Source organism: Stenotrophomonas sp. 2YAF22, assembly GCF_052114665.1.
Lineage (GTDB): Bacteria > Pseudomonadota > Gammaproteobacteria > Xanthomonadales > Xanthomonadaceae > Stenotrophomonas > Stenotrophomonas indicatrix.
Genome location: NZ_JBFRFE010000263.1, coordinates 1 through 5444, shown reverse-complemented (window position 1 = coordinate 5444; position 5444 = coordinate 1). Strand labels below are relative to the sequence as shown.

Genomic DNA, 5444 nt, shown 5'->3' with positions numbered 1-5444 from the left:
CGCTGATGCCATGCCGACGCGCGTCCTGCAGCAGCTGGTCGGGGCTGTAGAAGCCCAGCGGTTGGCTGTTGATCAGGCTGGCGGCGAACGCGGCTGGGTGATGGCACTTCAGCCAGCAGCTGGCATAGGTGAGCAGGGCGAAGCTGGCGGCGTGGCTTTCCGGGAAACCGTAATCGCCGAAGCCCTTGATCTGTTCGAACAGGTGCTCGCCGTATTCTAGGCTGAAGCCGTTTTTCAGCATGCCTGTCAGCAGCTTTTCGCGATGGGGCTCCAGGCCGCCACGACGTTTCCAGGCGGCCATCGAGCGGCGCAGGGCATCGGCTTCACCGGCGGTGTAGTTGGCCGCATCCACCGCCAGCTGCATCACCTGTTCCTGGAACAAGGGCACGCCCAGAGTGCGCGCGAACACGCGTTCCAGTCGCGCTGGATACAACGGGTTGTCCGGGTCATTCAACGCATCCGGGCCTTGTTCGCGCAGGATCCGCCGACGTTCCAGGTAGGGATGGACCATGTCGCCCTGGATCGGACCGGGGCGCACGATGGCTACTTCGATCACCAGATCGTAGAACTCGCGTGGCTGCATGCGGGGCAGCATCGCCATCTGAGCGCGCGATTCGATCTGGAACACGCCGATGGTGTCGGCGGCGCAGATCATGTCGTAGGTCGGTTTGTCATCGTCCTCGATTGCATCCATGCGTCCACTGTGCAGACCGTGCTGCTGCAACATCGCCAGGCATTTGCGGATGGCGGTGAGCATGCCCAGCGCCAGGCAGTCGACCTTCATCAGGCCGGTGGCGTCCAGGTCGTCCTTGTCCCACTGGATGACGGTGCGGTCGGCCATCGCCGCGTTCTCCACCGGCACCAGCGTCGACAGCGGATGCTCGGAAATCACGAAACCGCCCGGATGCTGCGACAGATGGCGCGGAAAATCGATCAGCTCGGCGGTCAATGCCAGCAACCGGCGCATCAACGGTGTTTCCGGATCGAAGCCGCGCTCGCGCAGGGTTTCCGGCAGCGGAATGTTGCCGCCCCAATGATCCATTGCCGCGCCCAGTTCGTTGACCTGGTCCATCGGCAGGCCCAGCGCACGGGCGACATCGCGGATCGCGCTGCGGCCCCGGTAGCTGATAGCCACCGCAGTCAACGCGGCACGCTCGCGGCCATAGCGGTTGAACACGTACTGCAGCACTTCCTCGCGACGCTCATGCTCGAAGTCGATGTCGATGTCCGGTGGTTCATCACGCTCTGCGGAAATGAAGCGCTCGAACAGCAGGTTGCTGCGCGCCGGGTCGATCTCGGTCACACCCAGCACGAAGCACACCGCTGAATTGGCGGCCGAGCCACGGCCCTGGCAAAGAATTTTCTGCTCGCGGGCGAAGCGCACGATGTCCTGCACGGTGAGGAAATAGGAGGCGTAATGCTTCTGCTTGATCAGTGCCAGTTCGTGCTCGATCTGCTTGCGCTGGGCTGGCTCGATGCCCTTTTTCCAACGCCAGGGAATGCCGCGCTCGACCAGCACGCGCAGCCAACTGTCCGGGTCGTGGCCTTCGGGCACCAGTTCGCGCGGGTAGGTGTATTTCAGCTGGTCCAGGGAGAAGTGGCAGCGTTCGGCGATGCGCAGGGTTTCTGCCAGCAGGTCGGGCGGATACAGCTGGGCCAGTGCAGTGCGCGGGCGCAGATGACGCTCGCCGTTGGCAAACAGGCGCCAGCCAGCCTCGGCCACGCTGCAGCGGTGGCGGATCGCGGTCAGCGTGTCCTGCAAGGCACGACGCCGACGCACGTGCATGTGCACGTCGCCACTGGCGACCAACGGCAACTGGTGGCGCTCGCCGAAGGCCTGCAGCTGCTGCAGCCGGCGCGTGTCGTCGTGTTCGTGGTGCAGCTCCACGGCCAGCCACAGGCGCAGCGGAAAACAACGGCGCAGCAGTTCCAGTTCGGTGGCCGCCGGTTGCCGGTCCAGCCACAGGCACAGCAGGCCCTCGGACAGTCCCTGCAGATCCTCGCGCAGGCAGCGGTATCCGCCCTTGGCTGCCCGCCGGCGACAGGTGGTGATCAGCTGGCACAGCCCGGCGTAAGCGGCCTGGTTGGTGCACAGCAGGGCCAGCTTGGGCCCGTCTTCAACCTGGAATTCGGCACCGACGATCAGCGCCACGCCGTGTGTCTTCGCCGCCTGCCATGCGCGCACGATGCCGGCCAACGAGCATTCGTCGGTGATGGCCAACGCGCGGTAACCCTGGCCGGCAGCGCGTGCGAACAGTTCCTCGGCGGTGGACGCGCCACGCTGGAAGCTGAAGGCCGACAGGCAGTGCAGTTCGGCGTATCCGGGCAGATCGGTGTGCATGGGGCTCAACCGAACCAGCCGTGCAGCATCCACGGCGCATGCGGATCATTGCGCGTGCGGAAGGCCCAGCCCCGCTGGCCCTGCGCGGTTTCCACCACGTAATAGTCGCGGCGTGCATCGGCCTGGTCCCACCAGCCCGATTCGATCCGTTCCGGCCCGGCGACGATACGCAGGCGCGGATCGCGCAGCGGCTGTGGCGTCTCCAGCAGCCAGCCGGGGCGCAGCGGCCACCAAGCGGGTGGCTTGGCCGGTGGCTGGGTGCCACTGGCGCGTTCGGGGCGGTGGTCGGCCTGCACGGCCAGTGGCTGCACGGCGTCATCGCCGAGGCGGGCACGCAGGCGCTCGCGAAGCTGGGTCCATGGCATCGCCTGCGCCGGGCGGGTATCGAACAGGTCACGTGCGGCCGGCACGAACGGCGGCAGCTGCTCGGCCTGCAGGCGCAACGCACGGCTGCCGGCGGGCAGGGCGAAGGCTTCCATGCGGTTGCGTGCGATCTCGAACAGCAGCGCCGCATCGCGTTCGGGGGCCAGCAGGCCGATGGTCAGCACGCTGGCCGGCAGCAGGTCATGCTCGAAGTGCAGATCGAAACGCTGCACGCCACCATCGCGCGAACACAGGAATGCGGCCAGATCCAGCAGCAGGCGCCGCAGCGGGAACAGCAGGGCCTGGCTGGATTCGATCTCGTATTCGAATTCGATGCGCGCATCGAACCGGTCCGGCGGCTGGTAATAGCGCAGCGGCGCGTTGCCCAAACCGCGCACGGCATCCAGCTGCTGCAGTACCTCGGGGGCGAAGCGGCGGGCCAGGCTTTCGCGCGGCAGGTCGAAGGCCGCCCCCAGCGTGCGCAGGCCGGAGCGTGCCAGCACGGTCACTGCATCAACGGGCAGGCCACTACGCGCCAGTGGCAGCTGTGCCAGTGCGGCGGGCAGCTGCTGCGCATCGATGCCAAGGCCATCGTGCACATTGGCAAGCACGCGCGCGGCATGCGGGTTGGGGGCAGCGACCAGGCGATGGCGGAAGCCCAGGTCGTGCAGGCCGTTGCGCAGGCGTTGTTCGATCGTCAGCCAATCGCCGAACAGGGCACGGCTGGCACCGATTTCCAGCACCAGCGCATGCGGAAAATCGAGGCTGACCAGCGAGCTGGTGGCATACAGCCAGCTGGCCAGCAACTGCCGGGTGTGCTGTTCGGCGCTGGGATCGTAGTCATGCAGCTGCAGGTCCTGCACCAGCACCTGCGCGGCCGACAGCAGCATGCCCGGGCGCAGCCCCGCTGCCCGCGCGGCAGGGCTGACCGCACGCAGCACACGACGCTGCGCCGGCCCCTGCAGCAGTACCAGTGGCCGCTGTGGATCGGGCTGCAGGCGCAGCACGCTGTCCAGCGCCAGCTGCGGCAACAACAGGCAGGCCCAGTGCATGGCGCGGCCTCAGTGGGCGATGGCCAGCGGCAACGGCTGCGCTGGTGGCAGCCCGCCGCGGCACTTCAGCACCCGCACCTGGCCATGGTCGAGCTGCAGGCGCAGGCTGGCCGGGGAGGGGTTGCGGGCGGCGCGGGCCTCGCGGAACACGAAACCCAGGCACTGGCCGCTGTCGGCGGCAACCTGCAGGCGGCGCAGGGCACGATCGTCGGCCTGCTGCGGCCAGCACAGCACGGCGGCGCAGGCGGCAGAGCGCAGGCACTGCTCGGCCGCCCACAGCGCCTGCTTCGGTGCGGCGTGGATGATCTGCAGCTGGGCCAGGTCGAGCCCGGCGGCGGCCCATGCCGGGGCGTGCGGGCGATAGGGTGGGGCGACCAGCACGATCGGCCGTGGGTGCTGGCTCAGCTTTGCCAGCGCCGGCCAGATCAGGGCCAGTTCACCGACTCCAGGTGCGGCCTGCAGTACTTCGCACAGCCCGCTGGCTGGCCAGCCACCGCCGGGCAGGCGCGCGTCCAGCGCCGGGTGGCCACTGGCCAGATGGTCGCTGGCCTGCCCCTGGCGTGCCGGCCCGCGCCAGACCTGGCGGCCGTCCAGCAGGCGGTCGAGGGCGACGACGGCGCCCATCAGCCGGTCCTCCGGGGGAGGCGCCGGGCTGGCGGGAAGCGGCAGAAGTGGGCGGAAACGGCAGGCATGGAGCGAGTATCGACAGGCCGATATCAGGGGCTGAGACCGGACATGCTACTCGGCTTGTGAGTAATATTACTAATGAAATCGAAGGGTGGGGTTTCAGCTTGCTGAAGGGGGTAGAGCATCCACGCATGGCGTGGATCTACTGGGGAGTCAGCGGCCTGGATGCGGAAAAGCCGGCCTTGCCACAGTAGATCCACGCCATGCGTGGATGAGGAAAAGGCGGTGCCGACCAAGATCGGCACCCACCGTGGTTTGCCGGGAATGGAGTGGCCTTCACCTGGCCCGGCGCTATCGGGTCACGGGCGGACCGGCAAGGCCACCGGGCGCAGCGGCGCGGCGTCGCCGCCGCGGATCTTCAGCGGGCCACCGATGAAGGCAAACTCGTAGACCTTGTCGCGCGCCAGTTCATCCAGCGCCACCAGCTCGATGATCGGCGCGCCCTGCTGCGCCAGCAGGTAGGTGTGCAGCGGCACGTAGTCGTCGGACACTTCGGAAGGGAAGGTCTCGAAGCTGAGGTTGTCGGCGCCGACGATCATCGCGCCGCTGTCCTCCACCAGGAAACGCGCCGCATCCAGGCCCATGCCCGGCGGGTTGGCCATGTAGGCCTTGGGCTGTTCGAACAGGCGCATGCGACCGGTGCGGATCAGTACGATGTCGCCCTGCTGCAGTTTCACCTGCTGGCGTGCCAGCGCATCCTTCAGGTCCTGGCGGGTGACGCGGTAGCTGTCCGGCAGCATGTCCATGCCCTTGGCGCCGGCCACGTCGATCAGTACGCCACGCGCGATCAGTGGCGGGAATTTCTCGATGCCGGTGACGTTCCAGCCGCGGTCGCCGAGGTGCTTGTCGGCCTCGAAGCCATTCCAGATCTTTCCATGGATGCCGAAGTGGTTCAGCGCATCGATATGGGTGCCGGTGTGGCTGTACATCGAGAACGCGGTGCCGGTGTAGCTGCGGGTGAGGTTCATCGTCTCGCCTACGCCCATCGGGTCGTCCATCAC

General features: G+C 67.5%; 4 protein-coding genes. All 4 read right to left on the bottom strand.

Features of this window, described 5'->3' with window-relative positions:
* Nucleotides 1-2341: error-prone DNA polymerase (locus AB4Y84_RS11850; protein ID WP_442250174.1), on the bottom strand; the 2341-nt coding region annotated here is incomplete at its 3' end.
* Between the two features lie 5 nt (nucleotides 2342-2346).
* Nucleotides 2347-3756, bottom strand: a complete 1410-nt coding sequence (locus tag AB4Y84_RS11845; RefSeq protein WP_033831382.1) for a Y-family DNA polymerase — start codon at nucleotides 3754-3756, stop codon at nucleotides 2347-2349.
* A gap of 9 nt (nucleotides 3757-3765) precedes the next feature.
* Nucleotides 3766-4380 (bottom strand): translesion DNA synthesis-associated protein ImuA, encoded by a 615-nt coding sequence (gene imuA, locus AB4Y84_RS11840; RefSeq protein ID WP_154880740.1) that lies wholly within the window; start codon nucleotides 4378-4380, stop codon nucleotides 3766-3768.
* Nucleotides 4381-4742: 362 nt separating this feature from the next.
* Nucleotides 4743-5444 (bottom strand): cyclase family protein (locus AB4Y84_RS11835; RefSeq protein WP_442250173.1); only part of this gene is annotated, 702 nt, incomplete at its 5' end.